The 18,914-nt window shown below is 69.9% G+C and carries 17 protein-coding genes and 1 pseudogene; 5 read left to right on the plus strand and 13 right to left on the minus strand.

Annotated features, from left to right (window positions below; translation table 11 throughout):
* Positions 1–42 precede the first annotated feature (42 nt).
* The 3 genes and pseudogenes from ACQP2T_RS23150 to ACQP2T_RS23160 form a co-directional block, all read right to left on the minus strand.
* Positions 43–1,296 carry an amidohydrolase gene (locus ACQP2T_RS23150; RefSeq protein ID WP_433518180.1) on the minus strand — a complete coding sequence of 418 codons (1,254 nt, stop codon included), beginning with the start codon at positions 1,294–1,296 and terminating at the stop codon, positions 43–45.
* Positions 1,297–1,440: 144 nt separating this feature from the next.
* Positions 1,441–2,310, minus strand: a complete 870-nt coding sequence (locus ACQP2T_RS23155; protein WP_433519813.1) for an Lrp/AsnC family transcriptional regulator — start codon at positions 2,308–2,310, stop codon at positions 1,441–1,443.
* Between the two features lie 72 nt (positions 2,311–2,382).
* Positions 2,383–2,451: pseudogene (locus ACQP2T_RS23160) on the minus strand (hypothetical protein); the annotation flags it as partial.
* 251 nt (positions 2,452–2,702) lie between these two features.
* Between ACQP2T_RS23160 and ACQP2T_RS23165 the strand changes: the two are divergent.
* From ACQP2T_RS23165 to ACQP2T_RS23185, 5 genes are read left to right on the plus strand one after another with little or no spacing between them, the layout of a single operon-like run.
* Positions 2,703–4,244 (plus strand): ABC transporter substrate-binding protein, encoded by a 1,542-nt coding sequence (locus tag ACQP2T_RS23165; RefSeq protein WP_433518181.1) that lies wholly within the window; start codon positions 2,703–2,705, stop codon positions 4,242–4,244.
* A 27-nt stretch (positions 4,245–4,271) separates the two neighbouring features.
* On the plus strand, positions 4,272–5,327 hold the full coding sequence (locus tag ACQP2T_RS23170; protein WP_433518182.1) for an ABC transporter permease: 1,056 nt from the start codon (positions 4,272–4,274) through the stop codon (positions 5,325–5,327).
* Complete coding sequence (locus tag ACQP2T_RS23175; protein ID WP_433518183.1) at positions 5,314–7,020, plus strand: dipeptide/oligopeptide/nickel ABC transporter permease/ATP-binding protein; 1,707 nt, start codon at positions 5,314–5,316, stop codon at positions 7,018–7,020. Before ACQP2T_RS23170 ends, ACQP2T_RS23175 begins: the two co-directional genes overlap by 14 nt.
* Positions 7,013–7,822 (plus strand): ATP-binding cassette domain-containing protein, encoded by an 810-nt coding sequence (locus ACQP2T_RS23180; protein WP_433518184.1) that lies wholly within the window; start codon positions 7,013–7,015, stop codon positions 7,820–7,822. Before ACQP2T_RS23175 ends, ACQP2T_RS23180 begins: the two co-directional genes overlap by 8 nt.
* Positions 7,819–9,069 (plus strand): amidohydrolase family protein, encoded by a 1,251-nt coding sequence (locus tag ACQP2T_RS23185; protein ID WP_433518185.1) that lies wholly within the window; start codon positions 7,819–7,821, stop codon positions 9,067–9,069. The genes ACQP2T_RS23180 and ACQP2T_RS23185 overlap by 4 nt, the downstream gene beginning before the upstream one ends.
* Before the next feature lie 13 nt (positions 9,070–9,082).
* Here the strand turns inward: ACQP2T_RS23185 and ACQP2T_RS23190 are convergent, their stop codons facing one another.
* From ACQP2T_RS23190 to ACQP2T_RS23235, 10 genes are all read right to left on the minus strand, one after another.
* Positions 9,083–9,826: a FadR/GntR family transcriptional regulator gene (locus tag ACQP2T_RS23190; protein WP_433518186.1), complete on the minus strand. Its 744-nt coding sequence runs from the start codon at positions 9,824–9,826 to the stop codon at positions 9,083–9,085.
* A 53-nt stretch (positions 9,827–9,879) separates the two neighbouring features.
* Positions 9,880–10,284 carry an ACT domain-containing protein gene (locus tag ACQP2T_RS23195; protein WP_433518187.1) on the minus strand — a complete coding sequence of 135 codons (405 nt, stop codon included), beginning with the start codon at positions 10,282–10,284 and terminating at the stop codon, positions 9,880–9,882.
* Positions 10,277–11,437, minus strand: coding sequence for an aminotransferase class I/II-fold pyridoxal phosphate-dependent enzyme (locus ACQP2T_RS23200; protein WP_433518188.1), 1,161 nt, complete (start codon positions 11,435–11,437; stop codon positions 10,277–10,279). The genes ACQP2T_RS23195 and ACQP2T_RS23200 overlap by 8 nt, the downstream gene beginning before the upstream one ends.
* On the minus strand, positions 11,431–12,429 hold the full coding sequence (locus ACQP2T_RS23205; protein ID WP_433518189.1) for an aldo/keto reductase: 999 nt from the start codon (positions 12,427–12,429) through the stop codon (positions 11,431–11,433). The genes ACQP2T_RS23200 and ACQP2T_RS23205 overlap by 7 nt, the downstream gene beginning before the upstream one ends.
* 2 nt (positions 12,430–12,431) lie before the next feature.
* Entirely contained in the window at positions 12,432–13,586 is a 1,155-nt protein-coding gene (solA, locus tag ACQP2T_RS23210; protein WP_433518190.1) for an N-methyl-L-tryptophan oxidase, read from the minus strand.
* A 21-nt stretch (positions 13,587–13,607) separates the two neighbouring features.
* Positions 13,608–14,384, minus strand: coding sequence for an amino acid ABC transporter ATP-binding protein (locus tag ACQP2T_RS23215; RefSeq protein WP_433518191.1), 777 nt, complete (start codon positions 14,382–14,384; stop codon positions 13,608–13,610).
* Positions 14,381–15,283: an amino acid ABC transporter permease gene (locus tag ACQP2T_RS23220; RefSeq protein ID WP_433518192.1), complete on the minus strand. Its 903-nt coding sequence runs from the start codon at positions 15,281–15,283 to the stop codon at positions 14,381–14,383. Before ACQP2T_RS23220 ends, ACQP2T_RS23215 begins: the two co-directional genes overlap by 4 nt.
* 3 nt (positions 15,284–15,286) lie before the next feature.
* Positions 15,287–16,348: an ABC transporter substrate-binding protein gene (locus ACQP2T_RS23225; protein WP_433518193.1), complete on the minus strand. Its 1,062-nt coding sequence runs from the start codon at positions 16,346–16,348 to the stop codon at positions 15,287–15,289.
* 140 nt (positions 16,349–16,488) lie between these two features.
* Entirely contained in the window at positions 16,489–17,457 is a 969-nt protein-coding gene (locus tag ACQP2T_RS23230) for a hypothetical protein (RefSeq protein ID WP_433518194.1), read from the minus strand.
* Positions 17,454–18,761, minus strand: a complete 1,308-nt coding sequence (locus ACQP2T_RS23235) for a lyase family protein (protein WP_433518195.1) — start codon at positions 18,759–18,761, stop codon at positions 17,454–17,456. The genes ACQP2T_RS23230 and ACQP2T_RS23235 overlap by 4 nt, the downstream gene beginning before the upstream one ends.
* Between the last annotated feature and the right edge of the window lie 153 nt (positions 18,762–18,914).

An 18,914-nucleotide genomic window follows, 5' to 3' on the forward strand; every position in this document is an offset into this window, starting at 1 on the left:
CGCGGGCCAGGCGGCGCGACCCGTACTCCAGAGAAGCGACGCTCAATTCTGGCGGATCAGCGAGGCGAGGATGTCGATGCCGATCGGGATCGCCTCCTCCACCACGTCGAAGTCCGCGCTGTGGTGCGGCCCGGGGCTGGCGCCGCCGATCATCAGGTACGCGCCCCTGCCGTTGCGCCGCTGCACGTGTCGGATGAGCAGGTTCGCGTCGTCGCTCCCGGCGAACGCCTGGGTCCTGATCACCTCCGCCACCTCGGGCAGCGCGTCGGCCACCTCGACGATGCGGTCGATCACCTCGTCGTCGGGGGACACGGTCGAGGACTGGCCCATCACGGCGAGCGCCACCTCGACGCCCTGCGTGCGGGCGGCTCCCTCCACGATGGCCCGGATCCGGTCCACCAACTCGTCGACGACCTCGTCATCCGTGGCGCGCGCCTCGCAGGTCAGCACCGCCGCGGACGGCACGATGTTCACTCCGTCACCGGCGACGAGCGTGCCGACGTTGAGCCGGGTGTCCGCGGAGCTGAAGCGCGGGATCGCCATGATCCCCAGTGCGGCCATGGCCGCGGTGAGCAGCGCGTTGCGGCCCGTTTCCGGCGAACCGGCGGCGTGGGAGGCCCGGCCGGTGAAGTCGATCTTCAGCTTGCGGGTGGCCATGCCGCCGGTGAAGCTGCCCACGACCGAGCCCAGGGCCAGCTCGCCCGCCATGTGCACGGCGAGCATGGTGTCGATCGGGTCCGCGACCCCGGCGTCGATCATCGTCTGCGCGCCCCGTACGCCCTCTTCCGCGGGCTGGAACAGGATCCGCAGGGAGCCCGCGAAGTCGCGGTCGGCGAGGCGGTGCAGCAGGCCCACGCCCATGGCGACGTTCGCGTCATGGCCGCACGCGTGCATCGCGCCGTTGGTCGCGGCGAAGCCGTTCGCGACCGGGAAGTGAGCGGGATCGTCAGATTCGCGCATCGGCAGCGCGTCAATGTCGATGCGCAGGCCCCATCGCGGGCCCGGCCGGTCGCCGACCAGATCGACGACCATCGCGGTGCCGTTCTCCCGGAAGTACCTGGCGCTTTCGGCGGGAACGCCGGACGCGACCGCGCGAGCCTCCCACTCGTCGAGCGTTTGCGGTGACGGGTAGTTCACGACGGCGGAGAGGTCGTGGGCGTCCTTCCCGGTCAGGACACGCACCGGCAGGCCGTCGATGGCCTGTCTGATCCGGGCCGCTGTGCCGATCTCCACGAACGCGGGTTCCGGATTGCGGTGCACTTCTCGCCGAAGTGCCCTGAGCTGCTCGAAGTCCACAAGACCCCTTCTCACCACGATGATCGGCGGCCGGGCGGCCGCCTCGCTCAGGCTAGGGAAGGCGCCGCGGCGCGGGGTCGATCGCGCGCGATCCTGCACGAAACACCAAATTTCCGAGCATGGCACGCACGAAGTCGTGTCGAGCTAGTCCTCGAATACCGGCTGACCGCCGACCGGCACGTAACGCAGGCGCCGGCTGTCGAGGTCGAGGATGTAGCCGGTGCGCTTGGCGATCCTTGGCACGATCCATCGGTCCTTGATCGGCGCCTTCGGGAACAGCGCGGCCAGCTTGCCCTCGATCTCGTCCAGCTCCTGGAGATCGCGCAACCAGAGGAAGACCGCCAGATTGGTGGCACCGGTCACCGACGCGCACATCCGTACATTTTCCAGCGTCCGGAGCATGGAGACGAGGCGTTCCATCTCGGTCTGCTGGACGTCGAGCCACAGCACCGCCGCGGCCGACCAGCCCATGAGGGTGTGCGCGAAGTCGACGCGCCATCTGACCCAGTCCGCCGCGAGCAGCGCGTCGATGTCCCGGGAGATCACCGAGATCGAGCGGCCCAGCTCTCGCTGCATGTCGGCGGCCGTCCGGCGTACGTCCGTGCTGAGCGCGTTGATCACCTCGCGGTGGACGGGTTTGCGGTGTTCGGGGGGTTCGGACGGCCGGAGCAGGCGCAACGCCTCGACCTGCTGGTCGGACAGCGCGTTGAGCCGCCAGCCCGATCCTTCGAGGAAGATCCGCCGCAGATAGTGCGTCTGGGTGCCGACGATGCCGGGGATCACGGCGATGTGCTCGTCGATGTAGCGGTCCATGGACAGCAGGGTGTGCGTCGAGACCATGACGTAGAGATCGCGGGGACCCGAGGTGCAGTGCACGCTGAAAATGGGACCCTGCCGGCCGAGTTCGGCGATCACGTCGACGCGCCGGCCGGGGGCGCACCGGATCTCGACCAGAGCCGAGATCTCTCGCCCATGCGACCGCTGCCCGTCGGCCTCGAAGCAACTCGTCCACACCTGCCGCTCGTGGGTGAGCGCCGACCAGCGACGGGAAATCGTCGAAGGATCAACCCTAAGAATCCTCCCTAGTTGCGCCCAAGTGACCCGAGGGTGGATCTGGAGCGCGTTGATGATCTGAAAGTCCAGCCCGTCCACCATCCGTCCATCATGCAGGAAAGGCCAGGTCTTCCCCGCAATCGGGCACCTCCGCAGATGTCACCGCAAGATCAAGTAAGCGTCGGGTGCCGGTAACGTGTGGGAAACCTGCGGTAGGCAGCCTTTCCGGAAGGATCGTGCATCCGACCCGCCTTATCCCGCAATTCCGTGCAAAGTGGGTCACGAAAACCCGCCACGTAGCACGCAGAACCTAAGCTCACGCCATTCCTTTCGCGGTTGGACCTGGAGGATTGGTGTATCGCAAATCGATTCTTGCGCTGTCGGTGACGGCCGCTGTCGCGCTGGGCGCGGTCGGCTGTGGTGCCGGTGGGGGAACCACCGACACCATCAACATGTCGCTGAACACCGATCCGGCGACCTTCGACCCGGCGCTCGCCAAGGGCGGCGACGACTTCACCGTGGCGCGACTGCTGTTCGACACCGTGGTGCGCAAGGACGCGGGCAACACCCTCGCGGGCGGGGTCGCGTCCTCGTGGACCGCCGAGGACGCCGCGCACTACACGCTCACCATCCGCAGCGGACTGAACTGCTCGGACGGTACGCCGATCACCCCGACCGTGGTGGCGGCCTCACTGACGCGGTTCGCGGCCAAGGAGACGGGCTCCTCGGGCCGTACGCTGGCCCTGGGCGGCGCCACCGCGACCTTCACCCCCGATGACAAGGCGGGCACGGTGAAAGCCGAGCTGTCGGCTCCGTGGTCCGACTTCCTCACCGGGCTGACCCTGCCGCAGGCCGGGATCGTGTGCCCGGCGGGCCTGAAGGACACCAAGGGACTCGCGGCGGGCAAGGTCGCCGGCGCGTTCTCCGGCCCCTACTCCCTGACCGCCTCGCAGCCCGCGGTGTCCTACCAGCTGTCGCTGCGCGAGGGCTACGCCGCCTGGCCGAAGTTCGCCAAGCCCCTGACGGGCGAGGCCGCCAAGCAGGTGACCCTCACGCCGATCACCGACTACGCGACGATCGCCACCCAACTGCTGGCCGGCAGCCTGGACGTGGGGACGGTCAGCGACGAGAACGTGGCCCGCTTCGACGGCAACAAGGGGTTCACCTCGTCGGTCGCCTCGAACACCACGACGTACCTGCTGTTCAACGAGCGTCCGGGAACGGTGTTCGCGGACAAGCCGGAGCTGCGCACCGCGGTGGCCCAGGCCATCGACGCCAAGGCCTTCAGCGACATCATCAGCGGCAAGCGCGGCAGCACGATCCTGTCGGTCGGCTCGGCCAAGCTGGCCTGCGTCAACACCGACAAGTCGCTGCTGGTCGCCCAGGATGCCGCCGCCGCAAGCAAGAAACTGACCGGGGTCCGCTTCCGCATTGTCGGCACTACCCTGCTGCAGAGCGGCAACGACTACATCGCCGAGGCGCTGCGCAACGCCGGCGCCACCGTGACCGTCGACTCCCTCGACAACGCCAACTGGGCCACGCTGACCACGGCCGGCGGCAAGGACTGGGACATCAACGTCCAGGGCGACAACAACCAGCTGGGCGTCCTCACCTCCTCCCTGCTGCGGGTGATGGGCCCGGCCACCGAGGACGGCGGCCGCAACAAGACGGGCGAGCCCAACAAGGAGGGGTACGGCTTCGTCACCAAGGCGATGAGCGAGATCGACCGCAACGCGCAGTGCTCGGCCCTCCAGTCCGCGCAGAAGTCGTTCCTGGAGCGGGTCGACGCGATCCCGCTGGCGACCCTGCCCGCCACCACGGTCGCGGCCGCCGGGTTCGACATCCGGACCTTCGACGACTACCTCGACCCCGCCACGCTCCGCATCGTCAAATAGCTCCCATAGCCGGAAGGCGCGTCAGTCATGGCCTCTCTCGATTCCACGCGTGCTCTGGGAGTCCCCCCACCGGACCCCCTGACCGGAGCGCGGCAGCGTCCGGCGCGGATCTCCTCCGCCTGGCTCCGGTTCGCCGTGCGGCGGCTCGCCAGCCTGGTGGTGATCTTCGTCGCGCTGCTGGTCGTGTCGTTCCTGATCGTCCAGCTCATCCCCGGTGACCCGGCGGTCGGCATCGCCGGCGCCAACGCCGACCTCGCCGACATCCAGCGCATCAGGGGAGAGCTGGGACTCGATCGCCCGATCTGGGAGCGATTCCTCGACCACGTGGGCGGCGTCTTCTCCGGGGACCTCGGTACGTCCTTCATGTACCGCCAGCCGGTGTCGGCGCTCATCGTGAACCGCCTGCCCTTCACCGCGACCATCGCGGTGACCGGCATCGTCCTGGTCCTGGTGATCTCGGTCCCGCTGGGCATGGTCATCGGGGTGCTCACGCGCGGCGGCCGGCGCAAGTGGCTGGACGTGGCCTTCGGCATGGTCACCGGTTTCCTGGACTCGATTCCCGGCTACATCATGGCCTCGTTCCTGGTCGTGACGTTCGCGCTCGGCATCGGGCTGGTGCCGCTGTTCCCGCCGGCCTACACACCCCGCTTCGGGGCCGCGTCGTTCGTGCTCCCGGTCGTGGCCATCGCGATCGGCCCGATCTGCACCATCTCCCGTGTCGTCCGGCGCGAGATGGCGGTCGTGCTGGAGACCGACTACATGCGGACGGCCCGGGGCTGGCGGCTGCCCGCCCTGCGGCGCCACGTCCGCTGGGCGCTGCCGAACCTGCTCACCACCACGCTCACCCTGAGCGGGCTGATCCTGACCGGCATGGTCGGCGGCGCGATCATCATCGAATCGGTGTTCGCGCTGCCGGGCCTCGGCAGCGGCATCATCAAGGCCATCCTCGACCGCGACTATCCGGTCATCCAAGGCATGGTCCTCGTCATCGGCATGATCACCGCGATCATCAACCTCCTCGTAGACGTCCTGCTCGGACTGATCGACCCACGCACCCTCGGGGGGTCACATGTCTCCGCGTAGCCGTTCGCGCCGCTGGAATCCCGGGCTCGTGCTAGGCCTGGGCGTGCTGGGCTGCGTCGTGCTGATCGCCGTACTGGCCCCGATCCTGTTCGCCGGCCAGGCGAACGCGCTGGGCCCGCGGTTCGCCGCGCCTTCGTCCGATCACCCGCTCGGCACCGACGCGGCCGGCCACGACGTCCTGCTGCGCAGCCTGGTCGCCACCCGCCTCACCCTGCTGATGACGGTCGGCGCGACCGCCATAGCGGTCGTCCTCGGTGTCGTCCTGGGTACGGGCGTCTGGCTCGTACCGCCCCGGGTCAGGGAGATCTGCCTGCGGGTGATCGACGCGATGGTGGCCTTCCCCGGGCTCCTGCTCGCGCTCGTCGTGGCGGCCGTGCTCGGCGCGGGCGGCTCCTCCGCGGTGATCGCCATCGGCCTGTCCGGTATCCCCTACTTCGCCCGCCTGACCGCGAACCTCGCCGCCAAGGTCTCCCAGCAGGAGTACGTCTCGACCGCCCGCCTCCTGGGCGTGAGCCACGGCCGGATCGCGATCCGTCACATGCTGCCCAACATGGCCGAGCCGCTGCTCGTGCTGTCGGCCTCGACGTTCGCGGCCACGCTCACGGCCATCTCCGCGCTGTCGTTCGTGGGCCTCGGCGTCCAGTCGCCCTCCTACGACTGGGGCAAGCTGCTGAACGAGGCCCTGCCGTCGCTCCTGGCGGGCCGGCCCTTCCAGATGGCGGGCTCGGCGGCCCTCGTCATCCTGACCGGGCTGGGCGCGGTCCTGATCGGCGACGGACTCGCGGCGGCGGCGAACCCCCGGGGGCGCACGGCGCCGAGCCGGAGCGCGGCACCTCCCATCACCCGGGACGAGGCGGCGCCGGAGAGCGACCACCTCGCCGACGTCCGCGACCTGTGGATCCACTCGGGCGGCCAACCGCTGGTCAAGGGCATCTCCTTCGGCATCAGGCGCGGTGAGATCGTCGGCATCGTGGGCGAGAGCGGCTCGGGCAAGACCCTCACCGCGATGTCGCTCGCGCAGCTGCTGCCGGACGGCCTGACCTCGACGGCCGCCCGCATGGCCATCGGCGATCTGGACCTGCGCCGGCCCGTCGCGCCGGCGCTGATGGCGGAGGCGGTCAGCCTGATCTACCAGGACCCGGGCTCGACCTTCAATCCCGCGCTCCGCATGGGCGGTCAGCTCACCGAGGTGCTGCGTACCCACAAGGGCCTCGGCGCGCAGGCGGCCAGGCAGCGCGTGCTCGACGCGCTCAAGGTCGTCCAGATGACCAGGCCAGAACACCGCATGAAGCAGCACCCGCACGAGCTGTCCGGCGGCATGCGGCAGCGGGCGATGATCGCGACCGCGCTGGCCGTCGAGCCGCGCCTGATCATCGCCGACGAGCCGACGACGGCCCTGGACGTGACCGTCCAGGCCGAGATCCTGCGCGAGCTCAAGCGGGTCAACGGCGAGTTCGGCGCCTCGATCGTGTTCATCTCGCACGACATCGGGGTGGTACGCGCGCTGTGCGACCGCGTCCTCGTGATGTACCACGGGGAGATCGTGGAGGAGATCGCCGCGGCCGACCTCGCCGTGGAGACCGTCCGCCACCCGTACACGAAGAAACTCCTGGAAGCCGCACCCGACATCGACGGCCCCGCGGCCGGCCGGCCCGGCGACCCGGAGCACGCGAAGGAGCACTCGCATGGATGAGGCGATCGCCGTCGAGGTGCGCGACCTCGAGGTGGGCTACGGCTGGGGCGGCAACGCGACGCGCATCCTGCACGGCATGACGATGGACGTCGCCCGAGGCCGTACGGTCGGCATCGTCGGAGAGTCAGGATCGGGCAAGTCGACGCTGGCCAAGGCGCTGGTCGGGCTCGTCCGGCCGTCGGCGGGCAGCGTCAAGGTCGGCGGCGTGCACGTGTCCTCCGCACGCGGCGCGGACCGCCGGGCGATGCGGCGCAAGGTCCAGATGATCCCGCAGGACCCCTACTCCTCACTCGATCCCCGCCGTACGATCGGCGAGGCGCTCGCCGAGGCCGTGGATCCGCGCCGGGCGAGGGTGAAGACGCACCGGGACGAGATCGTCCACTGGCTGGAGACCGTCAGGATGCCGGCCGACACCATCGACCGCTATCCCCACGAGTGCTCCGGAGGGCAGCGGCAACGGGTCGCCATCGCCCGCGGCCTGATGATCCGGCCCGAGGTGGTGATCGCCGACGAGATCACCTCGGCGCTCGACGTCTCGGTCCAGGCGGAGATCCTCAACCTCCTCGCGAGCCTGCGCCGCGAACTCGATCTGACCATGGTGTTCATCTCGCACAACCTTGCCGTCATCCGGCACGTGAGCGACGAGGTCGTGGTGCTCTACCACGGCGACATCGTCGAGCAGGCCCCGGCGGCGGATCTGTATCAGCGCCCGCGGCACGAGTACACCCGCGCCCTGCTCGACTCGGTGCCGGGCGCGCCAGGCTTCGACATCCGGCCCAGGCCACGGAAGGACGCCTCTTGAGGCTGCAGCGAGAACTTCGGCTCATCAACGTCAGGATCATCGACGGCACCGGAGGCCCGCCCATCGAGGACGGCGTGCTGGAGGTGACCCCGGACGGCGTCATCGGTTTCGTCGGCAGGGCGGCCGAGGCCCCCGACGGCCGCGACGCGGACCTGCGCGATCTGCGGGGCCGCACGCTCCTGCCCGGATTCATCGACTGTCACGTGCATCTGGGATTCGCCCTGGCGAACGGGCCCTATCACCGCCTCCAGAACGACCCGGCGCTGATCCACCTCGAGTCCGCCGCGCGGATCCGGGAGACGCTCGAGGCGGGCATCACCAGCGCGCGCGATCTCGGCGGGCTGTCCATGGGCTTTCGCGAGGCGATCGAGCGCGGGCTGATCGCCGGACCCCGGCTCAAGCTGGCGGTGAGCCCGATCAGTCACACCGCTGGCCACGGGGACTTCCATCTGCCCGGCGGAGAGGTCTCCTACACCGTGCCCGAGCTGATCGAGCTGGCCGACACCGTGGAGGAGGTCCGCCGGGCGACGCGCCGGGTACTCCGCCAGGGGGCCGACCTCGTCAAGATCTGCACCAGCGGTGGCATGGGCAGCAGGCACGACCACCCCGACGACGAGGGCCTGCGCCTGGACGAGGTACGGGCGATCGTCGACGAGCTCGACCGGCACGGCGGCAAGCCGATCGCCGCCCACGCGCAGGGCCGCGTGGGGATCCTGACCGCCCTGCGGGGCGGGGTGACCAGCGTCGAGCACGGGTACGGCATCGACGACGAAGGACTCGATCTCCTGGAGGAGCGCGGCGCCTTCCTCGTCCCGACCCTGTCGACCGTGTTCGCGATCGACAAGGAGAAGATGCAGCCCTACCACTACGCCAAGAAGGTGAAGTGGTCCGAGATCACCAAGAAGAACATCGGCCACGCCATCGCGCGCAAGGCCAAGATCGCCCTGGGCACCGACGCCGGAGTCTGCCCGCACGCGCGGAACCTGCGCGAGCTCGGCTACCTCGTCGAGCTCGGCATGTCCCCGATGGACGCCCTCGTCGCCGGCACCCGGACCGGGGCCGAGGCGCTCGGCATCTCCGACGAGGTGGGCACGCTGGAGACGGGCAAGCTCGCCGACCTCGTGGTCACCGACGCCGATCCGCTGCGCGACATCCACGCGCTGGCCGATCCCGCGCGCATCGAGATCGTGATGCAGGCGGGTGTCGTCATGAAGGACCTCGGAAAGGCCGACGGACTGTCGAGCTGAGCGCCGGGCGGGATCAGGGGGCGGATGGGTCGTCCAACGGCAAGGGGCGCGCTTTGAGCCCGGCGAGCATCTCATCACGGAAGAACCTCAGATGCTGCCGCCAGATCTCTCCCGCCTGCTCGGCGTCGCCGTTCTCGATGTACTGGATCACCAGCCGCGCCTCGTCCATGTGGCCCTTGCGGGTGTGGTCGGGGACCAGCGCCTGGGAGCGGAGCGCCACCCAGCGCGGCGATTCGGTGAAGCGCAGCGCCTCTTCCAGGGCCCGCTCCAGGATCGGGTTGCGCGCGGCGCGGGCGATGGCCCGGTGGACCGGCAGGTCGCTCTCGTAGTGGCCGGTCGTGCGGAACTCCGCTTCGAGCTCCCGGCCGATGGCCTTCAGGTGCTCGATGTCCTCGGGGTAGCGCTTGGCCGCGGCGAGTTCGGCGAGCTGTGGTTCCACGGCGAGCCGGGCTTCGAAGACCTGGGTCGGCAGCACCTCGACGCCCCAGTTCTCCACATGCGCCGCCGAGGCGACGACGACGTTCCCGCGTCCCTGATAGGACTGGATGATGCCGGCGAGCTCGAGGGCGGCGAGCGCCTCGCGGAGCGTGGGGCGGCTGACCCCCAGCCGCTGGGCGAGGTCGCGCTCCGAGGGCAGGCGGTCATATCGCTCGATCGGCTGGTCCCTGATGGCCGTGACGATCCGGTCGGCGACCTGCGCGGCCGCACTGCGTACCACGACCGGTGCGAACAGATCGTCAGGGTGTTCGTCGTTCATCTCACATCCATCGTGAAGGGGAAAGTACGTTCGGCAGGCGATGCGCCCAACGGCTATGCCAGGGTGACGGTGTGACCGGCGGCGGCGAGAGTCGCGAACGCGGCATCCGCCTGTCCGGACCTGACCAGAACGTAGTCCGTGTCGTAGGTCGAGACCACGAAGATCGGGATATTGGCCGCGGCGAGCGGTCCGGCGATCGAGGCGAGGATGCCCGTCAGGGAGAAGTCCAGCGGACCCGCCACGACCATGCAGGTCCAGCCGGGCTCGACACTGGCGCCCGCCGATGGGGCGAGGGCTTCGGGACAGACGAGGGACAGCTCGTCGGCCGTCCTGGTGAGGCTGTAGAGCGAGCCGGCTCCGGCGACCGGGACGGTGTGCTCGGTCGCGGGGTCCATGCGGCACACCGCGTACGCCTCGGCGAGCACCCGCAAGCTCACGCGCGGCGGGGTCTCAGTCATGAGCGGGAGCCTGCTCGGCCATGGCGCGCACCACCGGTGTCATCGCGTCGAGGGCTTGCGCCACGTAGTCGCGGCCGAATCCGACGTTCATCCGGAGATAACCTTCGCTCCCGAAATACACCCCCGGGCAGACCAGCGTGGAGGCGTCGATACGTAGACGATGCCCGGCCTCGACGGAGTCAAGCGCGGTGGCGACGCGGACGAACGCCAGGGGAGTGGCCATCGGTCGGTGCGCCGTGACGAGCCCGCCGAGTGACCGCTTCCAGTCCTCGAACAGGGCCCATCCCTCGCGCATCGCCGCTCGGTTGCGGCCGAGGATGCGGGCCGCGGTGTCCTCGCGCAGCGCGAGGGCGGCCAGGACGTTGTCCATGCGCCCGGTCGCGATGGCCGCGTACTCGTGGCGCCGCCACAGCTGCCGGATGACCTCGGGCGGACCGGCCGCCCAGCCGATGCGCAGGCCCGACAGGCCGTACGACTTGGACATGCTGTTGACCCCGATGACCCGGTCGTAGCGGCCGACGAAGGTACGGGCGGGGGCGGCCGGGTCGTGCTCGCTGCCGTGATACACCTCGTCGGCGACCAGCCAGGCGCCGCAGCGCTCGGCGATCTCCACGATGGTGGTCATCTCGTCCTCGTCGAGGATGTAGCCGACCGGGTTGTTGGGGTTGCAGACGTAGATGACCGAGGTGCCGGGGACCGCCAGGTCGCTCAGAGCCGTCAGATCCGGCCGCCAGCCGCGCTCGGGGTCGAGGCGGAAGGCGCGTACGTCACAGCCCCGGTTCCTGGCCAGACCCCAGACCTGCTGGTAGCCCGGCTCCATGACGATGACCCGGGACCCGGGAGGGCAGAAGGCATCGACGATGGCGGCGTTGGCCTCGGAGGCGCCGACGGTGACCAGGACGTCGTCGGCCGTCAGGCCGCTCCCGGGATAGCCGGCCGCGATGAGCTCGCGCAGCTCCCGCTCGCCGTTGACCTCGGGGTAGTACAGCTCGGTGGCCAGCAGCGCCTCGAGGTCGGCGTCCGGGCCGAGGAGTTCGGCGAGGGAGACCGGGTCGATGGTGCTGTCAGAGAGGTTGAAGCGGACGGACTGCTCGTAGTCGGACTGCCAGTTCTCCAGCTCGAAGCGCTGGTACGGCGGCGCGGTGTTCACCATGCGTATGCCTCCGGTGCGGGGCCGCCTCCGGGGAAGACGGCGTCGAGTGCGGCCAGTTCTGACGGGGACAGGGCGAGTTCGGCCGCGGCCAGCCCGTCGCGCAGGTGGGCCAGGGTGCGGGCGCCGACGACGGGGGCGGTCACTCCGGCCTGGTGGCACAGCCACGCCTGGGCGACGGTGGCGGGCGGGTGGCCGAGTTCGCCGCACAGCGCCTCGTAGGCGGCGATCCGATCGCCCTGCCGGTCGAGCTGGGTGGTGGCCCGCGAGCTGGCGCTGCGGGCGGCGGTGCGGGTCTTGGCGAGGATCCCGCCGAGCAGCCCGGAGTTGAGCGGGCTGTACGGGAGCACGCCGATGCCGTAGGCGCGGCAGGCGGGCAGGACCTCCAGCTCCGCCGTGCGCTCCATGAGGTTGTAGATGCTCTCCTCTGCCACCAGGCCGAACAGCCCGCGGGCGTGCGCGGCCTCCTGGCCTTGAACGATCTGCCAGGCGGCGAAGTTGCTGGTGCCCGCGTACTGGATCTTGCCCGCCTGCCGCAGGTCGGTGAGGGCCTCCCAGATCTCCGGCCAGCCCGTGGCGCGGTCGACGTGGTGCAGCAGGAAGACGTCGAGGTGGTCGGTGTTCAACCGGCGCAGCGACGCCTCGCAGGCTTGCCGGATATGCCGGGCAGACAGGTACATGTCATTCGGGCCCGGTCCCATGCGCCCGTACGCCTTGGAGATCAGCACGATCTGGTCGCGCCGGCCCGGGCGGTCCGCCAGCCAGCGGCCGATGATCTGCTCGGTGAGCCCCTTGGCGGGATCGTGGTCGGCGATGGTGCGGTTGGCGTCGGCGCCGTAGACGTCGGCGGTGTCGAAGAGATTGACTCCCGCCTCGACGGCGGCGTCCATGATGACGCGGGCGTCGTCCTCGGTGGTCTCGGGGCCGAAGTTCATGGTGCCGAGGGCGATGGGGCTGACACGCAGCCCTGAGCGGCCGAGCGGGCGGTGGTCCACGGTCAGCTCTCCTTTCCGGCGAAGCGATCCGGTGAGAACCGGTCAAGAGGGACCTCGCACGCCCCGTCGAGGGCGAGGTCGACGGTGATGTCCCCGATCCCGGCGGCGTGCTTGAAGCCGTGCCCGGACATCCCCCCGGCCAGGACCAGGGCGGGCGCGCCGGAGGGAACGCCGATGACGAAGTCGCCGTCGGGAGTCTTGGAGTTCATGCAGGCGGCGGCGGCGACGGCACGGGGGGAGAGGCCGGGGAAGGCGGTCCGGCAGAACTCCTCGGCCGGCCGCAGGTCGCTCTCGCTCACCGGGTGGTCGTTGTCGCGGGCGTGGTCGAGCCACGCCTTGGGCGCGGTGGGACCCGCGCCCACCTTCACCCCCCTGCCGTCGACGTCCGGGATGCCCCAGCCGTCGACCGTCCCGCTCTCCCGGATGAAGACCGGGAACACCTCGGGCCGGTACGCCTCGCGGTCCCGCCCGGTGAACCAGGACAGCAGCGAGCGTTGCACGCGCAGGGGAAGGGCCAAACCGGGCAGCAGGTCGGTGAACCAGGCCCCGGTGGCCACGATCGCGCGGCGGGTGTGAAAGGTGTCGCCGGCGGTCTCCACCCGTACGCCGCCCTCGTCATGGCGCAGCGCCGTCACCGGGGTCTGGAAGCACAGCTGGGCGCCGCCCGCCTCGGCGCGGCGCAAGGCGGCGGTTATGGCCGCCTCGGGGTCGAGGACGCCGGCTCCGGGCTCCAGCACGGCCACATCACCGGCGATCGTGGCGTGCTGGGGGTAGCGGGCGGCCAGTTCGTCCGGCTCCAGCAGCAGGTGTTCGATGTCGGCCTCTTCCGCGCAGCGCAGCGCGTCGTCGATCAGCGCGCCGTCGCGGGGGCCGATGCACAGCCCGCCGGAGCGGCGCAGCAACGTCGTCCCGGACTCCGCTTCCAGCCGCTGCCAGAGGGTGTGCGCGCGCTCGACGAGCGGGATGTACTCGCGGCCTTCGAAGAGGGTCTTACGGAAGATACGCGAACCGCCATGCGAGGAACCTCGGTCGTGGGCGATGCCGTACTGCTCTATGCCGATCACCGAGGCGCCCCGGGCGGCCGCGCGCCAGGCGGCCATGGAGCCCATGGCGCCCAGCCCGAGCACTGCAATGTCGTAGGTGTTGCCGATGGTCATGAGAGGAGACTCCTGGTGACGCTAGAGCACTTTGGACAGGAACGCCTTGGTCCTGTCGTGCACGGGATTGCCGATGACCTGCGCGGGCGCCCCGGATTCCACGACAACGCCGTCGTCCATGAAGACCAGGGTGTCGCCCACCTCGCGGGCGAAGCCGATCTCGTGCGTGACGATGATCATGGTCAGTCCTTCGCCCGCCAGGTCACGCATGACGTCGAGGACCTCGCCGACCAGTTCGGGGTCCAGGGCCGAGGTGGGCTCGTCGAACAGCATGAGTTTGGGGCGCATGGACAAGGCACGGGCGATGGCGACCCGCTGCTGCTGGCCACCCGACAGCCTGCGCGGGTAGGCGTCGAGCTTGTCGCCGAGGCCGACCCGGCGCAGCAGTTCCACGGCCCGGGCACGGGCGCTCTCCCGCGACTCCCGCCGCACCATGACGGGGCCGGCCATCACGTTCTCCACGGCGGTGTAGTGGGAGAACAGGTTGAAGTCCTGGAACACCATGCCGATCTCGGCCCGCTGGCGGCTGAGCGCTTGGGCGGACAGCTCGTGCAGCCGGTCTCCCGACTGGCGGTAGCCGATCAGTTCCCCGTCGACCCAGATCCGGCCGGACTGGATGCGCTCCAGGTGGTTGACGCACCGCAGGAAGGTGCTCTTCCCGGAGCCTGACGGGCCGATGACGCACATGACCTCACCGCGACGGACTTCCAGGTCGATGCCCTTGAGCACATGGTTACGGCCGTAGCTCTTGCGTACGCGCTCGGCCCGCAGCAGCGGCTCCTCACCGGCGGTCGTCATGTCAGTCCCTCCTGGCGGAGCCGCGAGCGGCGCAGGCGCCGGTCCGGGCGGTCGGCGTCGGGCGAGAAGTGCCGCTCGACGAAACCCTGCGCGATGGTGAGCAGGGAGGTCACGAGCAGGTACCACAGACTGGCCACGATCAGCAGCGGGATGGTCTGGAAGGTGCGCGAGTAGACGATCTGCGCGCTGTAGAGCAGGTCCGGGATGGCCAGCACGCTGACCAGGGAACTGGTCTTGAGCATGGAGATCGTCTGGTTGCCCGTCGGCGGGATGATGACGCGCATCGCCTGGGGGAGGACGATCTTCCGGGTGGTCTGCAGCCCGGTCATGCCCAGGGCGCTGGCCGCCTGGACCTGGCCCGGTGGCACGGACAGGATTCCGGCCCGGACGATCTCCGCCATGTACGCCGCCTCGTTGAGGGCCAGCCCCAGGATGGCCGCCGTCATCGGGGTGATGATCTGGTTGGCGTCGAGGGAGAGCAGATCCGGGCCGCCGAACGGAAGGCCCACGCCGATCCTCGGGTACAGAGCGCTGATGTTGAACCAGAAGACCAGCTGGACCAGGAGCGGAGTACCGCGGAAGAACCAGATGTAACCGCCGGCGGTGCCGGACAGCAACCGGTTCCTCGACCCCTTCATCACGGCGAGGACGATGCCCATCAGGACGCCGATCACCATGGACACGCAGGTCAGTTGGAGGGTCAGCAGCAGGCCGGAGACGATGGTGCCGTCCGTCAGCCAGCGCGCCACCACGTCCCACTGGTAACGGGGGTTGGTGAAGGCGGAGGAGACGAAGGAGACGATCAGGACCGCGGTCAGCCCCGCCGCCAGCCAGCGGAAGGGGTGCCGTTGCGGGACCGCCTTGATGGTGAGCTCGGGGTGATCTGATGGGTACGCCATGGCCTAGGCGCAGCCCTTCGTCACCGGCTGGAAGTAGTACGTGTGGCCGGCCTTGATCTCGTCGGGGTCGGTGAAGATCTTGGACTCGATCACCGTCCCGTCGGGTCCCACACCCCAGGGAGCCGAGACCTTCTCATAGTCTCCGCTCAGCGTGGCTCCCTCGACGGCGACACCCGTGCCCCACGCCTTGGCGACCTCGGCATAACCGCCGGACTTGATCAGGGAGTTGACACTCGCCTGGAGCGCCTTGAGCAAGGGGGTGTTGCCCTTGGGCACGGCCATGCCGGCGATGCTGTGGCTGGTCTGGTACGTACTGATCACACACATCGCATTGCCGGAGTGCGCGGCGGCGTACTCGACCTGAGGCTTGTCCCCGACCGCGATGTCGGCCCGACCGGACTGCAGGGTGAGCACCACGACGTTCTGGTCGGGGATCTGCAGGATCGTGATGGGCTTCTTGCCGTTCTTGGTGCAGGTGGCGCTGGCCTCGGTGACCGCCTCGACCTGGCTGACCCCCTTCTGGACCGCCACCCGGTACCCGCAGAGCTGGTCGAAGGCGTTGACCTCGATGCCAGAACCCTTCTTGATGAGGAAGCCGCCGCCGGAAAGGTAGTAGGAGACGAAGTCCATCGCGTCCAGCCGCTCGTGTTCGATGCTGAAGCCCGCCATGCCGACGTCGTACTTGCCCGCCTGGAGTCCCGGGATGATCGAGTCGAAGGAGATGTTCTCCCAGCGCGCCTTCAGGCCCATGGTCTCGGCGATCGCGTTCCCGAGATCGATGTCGAAGCCGGTGAGGGTCTTGTTGTCGTCCTTGAAGAACTCCAGCGGCGCGTAGGGGGCGTTGGTCGCGAAGATCAGCGTGCCGCTGGACTTGTACTTCTCGGGGACGAGCGCCTGGACTTCGGGCACCGCCGCGACCTTCGGCAGGGCGGCCGGAGATTCGGCGGCAGAGGCGGTGCCGCCCGGTGAGTTGCCGGCGGGGCTGCCGCACGCGGTCAGGGCCAGCAGTCCGGCGGCGGTGAGGAATGTCAGGGAACGGCGCCTTCGCGCGGGGCTGTGGAACATGGTGGTTACTCCTTGGGGGGTGAGGGACTACGACAGAGAGGCTCCTGCGCCGTCGGCTGGACTGTTCGCGTCGCGCACCGGCGCTCGTGCGCATGTCACGGTCGGTGTCCCCGCTGTCGCGTACGGCGGGGATCAGGGCTTCAGGGGAGTCGGAAATCGAAGGGGGCGTCGCGGTCACAGGTCAACCGGCCGCCCTCGACGCGCAGGAGAGCCGCCTGGGCGACGGAGGACTGGGCGGACGTCGGAACCTGGTCGCCGAAGCTGTCATGGCCCGACTGGGTGTAGTAGACGAGGTAGGCGGTCGAGTCGTCGACCGGGATCACATCCGGGGACCGGACCGGCCCGCCGTCGCCCGTACGGGTGCCGGAGGTCGCGACGAACGCCCCGCTCTCCTCCCAGGCCAGCGCGTCATCCGAACGGTATGAGGTCAGACCGGCCCGCGACTCCGCGACCAGCCACCAGAAGCCGCCGAGCCGGAACACCACGGGGCTCTCGTGCCACTGCGGCAGCACGGTCACCGGGGCGGACCACGACGTGGGCGCCGGCAGGTGGCCGGTCACCGCGCGCAGGGCCCCGCCCGCGGCCTCGTCCTTGAACCACAGGGTCCACGACCCGTCGGGGGTGAGTGCCACGCAGGGGTCCACGGCGTGATCCGTGCCGAGCTCCAGCCGCCCATGATGCCGCCAGTGCCACAGGTCGGTGCTGCTCAGATGGTGGATCCGGCGCGGCCACAGGCTGGGGCGGCCGTGGGTGTCCCATGCCGGATCGTCGGGCACGCCCCGGATGAAGGTGGTGAACAGGTGATACGTGCCGTCGTCCAAGGTGACGATCGCCGGTCCCCAAAAGGTGTTGTGCCCGGGCTCGATGGGCAGGTCGAGGGTTCCCCGGTACAACCAGCTCTTGCCATGGTCGTCGGAGGACGCGAGCCCGAGCGGCGTCCCATGGCACCTGGCGATGGACGGGCGGCCCGACAGACGGACGTTGGCGCGGCGGTGGGCGAAGACGCACCACCACGTGGACGTGGCGGAGTCGCGCACCAGGACCGGGTCGGTGACCCCGTCGAAGAGCGGGTCGGTGATGAGCGGCGCAGCCGCGGTGGTGGTGGTCACTGGTCGCTTGCCTCTCTGTGCGCGTACGCGTCTCGCGCGGCCGCCTCGTAGCCGTTGGTGGTCGCGGAGGTCACGGCGGGGGCGAGCGAGCCGTGGAGGTTGCGCGCGACGGTCGTCTCGTTCCAGGACAGACCGGCGACGCAGCGGTCGGCGAAGATCCGGGTGGCGGCGCTGAGCGCGGGTAACCCGGTGAGCAGGTTCAGGGTGACCACGGGGGCCATCGCCGAGACCTCCAGTTCCCCCGCGCTGACGGCCAGATGAGCCGTCGTCGCCGCGCCGGCCAGCTGGAAGGCGGTCTGCATCGCCAGTTCGGGGATGACCGGATTGATCTTGCCCGGCATGATCGAACTTCCCGCCTGGACACCGGGCAGGGTCACCTCGCCGATGCCGCCATCCGGCCCGGAGGCCAGGAGCCGCAGATCGGTGGCGACCCGGGCGACGGCCCGGCCGGCCCGGCTCATCGCCTCCGTCACGGCCGCCAGCGGCTCCAGCGACGCCAGTCCGTAGTACGGGTCCTCGGCGCGGCGCACCGGCAACCCCAGTGCCGCGGCCAGGTTCCGTACGGCCAGGTCCGCGAAGCCGTCCGCGGCGCCGAGCCCCGTGCCCACCGCCGTCGCGCCCAGCGGGACCGACAGGAGCCGCTCCGCGGTCAGGACGAGGTGGTCCGCCGCCTGGCCGACGCCGTACGCCTGGGATCGGTGCACCGCGCTCACCGGGAGCGGCACCGCGTCCTGCAGGCAGGTACGGCCCAGGTGCTGAAGCCCGGCGTACTCCTCGGCCTTGGCGAGCAGCGCCTCCCGCAGCCGTTGCAGAGCTGCCATCGCGCCCATGGCGGCCGGGTACACCGCGATCCCGATGGCGGTCGGCATGACGTCGTTGGTGGACTGCCCGCGGTTCACATGGTCGTTGGGATGGATGTCGGCGGCCTCGCGCGTCGCCTCCCGCAGCAGCTGGGTCGCGCGCCGCGCCAGTACCTCGTTGACGTTCATATGCGTCGAGGTGCCGCCCCCGCCTTGCAGGATGGGGAGCACGAAGTGCCGGTCGTGCCGCCCGGCCAGGACCTCCGCCCCGGCGGCGGCGATCGCGTCCGCGACGTCCTGATCCACCACGCCCAGCTCGGCGTTGGCGCGCGCCGCCGCGATCTTGACCTGAACCACCGCGTGGACCAGCTCGGGGTGATCGCACAGCCGGGGTCCGGGTATCGCGAAGTTCTCCGCCGCGCGGGCGGTGTGCGCCCCGTACAGAGCGTCCGCTGGAACCAGCACTTCTCCCAGCGAGTCCCGCATGGGTATGGCTGCCGTCACGTATCCCCCTGATAGGAGCAGTTGCCAGGTGGCCAGACCAATTTCGTGGCTGAAGGCTGTCACTGGCCAGGCCACCTGTCAAGAGGTCGGAGTGCCGTGAGGGGTGGCGCAGCCCGGATCCGTCGTTCACGATGAGGGCTCGGGTCACCATGA

It is taken from the genome of Nonomuraea sp. CA-143628 (assembly GCF_050942315.1).
In the GTDB taxonomy this organism is placed as follows: domain Bacteria; phylum Actinomycetota; class Actinomycetes; order Streptosporangiales; family Streptosporangiaceae; genus Nonomuraea.